Here is a 1,033-nt window from a genome sequence, read left to right as displayed (position 1 = left end):
CGAGGTGGTGCAGGACCTCCTGCCGCTCCTTGGAGCCGAGCGCACCGAAGGCCCGTTCCACCATCGCGCCGGTGAGGTCGTCCAGGGCCGTGGTGACCGGCGCCGGCAGGGAGTTGAGGGCCTCGGCCAACGCTTCGAGCTCCGTGGCCGACGCGTCTCGCGGGGACAGCGGTGGCCACGCGACGACGCGGTAGGGGTCGTGCATACGCCGTTCTCCGTTCGGTCGTGCAGGGGAAGGCCGTACAGGGCACGCGCCGGCCTCAGTGGCCCCGGGTGTGCTGGGTGACGAACGTGTAGCCCTCGGGCAGCTCCCAGCCGTCCGCCTTGCCGAGCCTGCGGCAGTGGTCGCGGAACGCCGCGCGCTGGGTCTCCCCGGCGAGGTGCCCCGGCAGGAGACGGCGCAGATGGCCGGGGACGTGCTGAAAACTCATCGCGCGCCCGGCCCCCGGTTCACCCCAGGTGGCGGGGAGCCGGACCACGTCCGGCCGGTAGGCGAGAAGCGGTATCTCCGGCTGCCCGTGCCGGCCGGGAAAGTGCGGCTGCCCGGCGACATCCCGGCTCCCGGTCTCCGGTTCCAGCAGCCGTACGGCGAGCAGTTCCGCCACCGCGTCCTCCAGCACGGCGGCCCGCTCCGGCGCCGGCTCGTACCCGTACGCGGCGCAGGGCAGCCCCGCGCGGTCGAGCACGGCATGGCCGTCCGGGGTGAGCAGCCCGCAACGGCGTACGGTGCGCAGCACCAGGTCCCGGGGGCCGAGCCCGGCGGCGGAGTCGCCATCGCGGTCGCTGCCGGGGGCGTCGTCGCGGGTGAGGACCCGGGGGTCGTAGCAGTGTCCGACGACCCGGTCGCCGACCCTCACCCGATGACCGAGGCCCGTCGTGACCAGCCCCAGACGCCGGGTGCCGCGCGCCCAGCGGAGGCTGAGGAGAAGGCCCGGGAAGAACTCGGCGGGCCAGTCGATACCGGTCAACCGGGCGCTCCCGTCGCCGAGTTCTTCCCGGGCCTTCTCCTCCGCTGGGCGCGCGGCACCTGGCG

1 protein-coding gene and 1 pseudogene are annotated in these 1,033 nt (G+C 74.8%); both read right to left on the bottom strand.

Features of this window, described 5'->3' with window-relative positions; all coding sequences use genetic code 11:
* A partial coding sequence (locus AOK24_RS41710; RefSeq protein ID WP_159052184.1) for a hypothetical protein occupies positions 1–205 on the bottom strand: 205 nt, incomplete at its 3' end.
* Positions 206–260: 55 nt separating this feature from the next.
* Positions 261–1,033, bottom strand: a pseudogene (locus AOK24_RS49000) (hypothetical protein); the annotation flags it as partial.

This window comes from Streptomyces niveiscabiei (assembly GCF_001419795.1).
GTDB classification, from domain to species: Bacteria; Actinomycetota; Actinomycetes; order Streptomycetales; family Streptomycetaceae; genus Streptomyces; species Streptomyces niveiscabiei.
The sequence above is the reverse complement of the archived record's forward strand: the minus strand, read 5'-3'. Positions and strand labels throughout refer to the sequence as shown.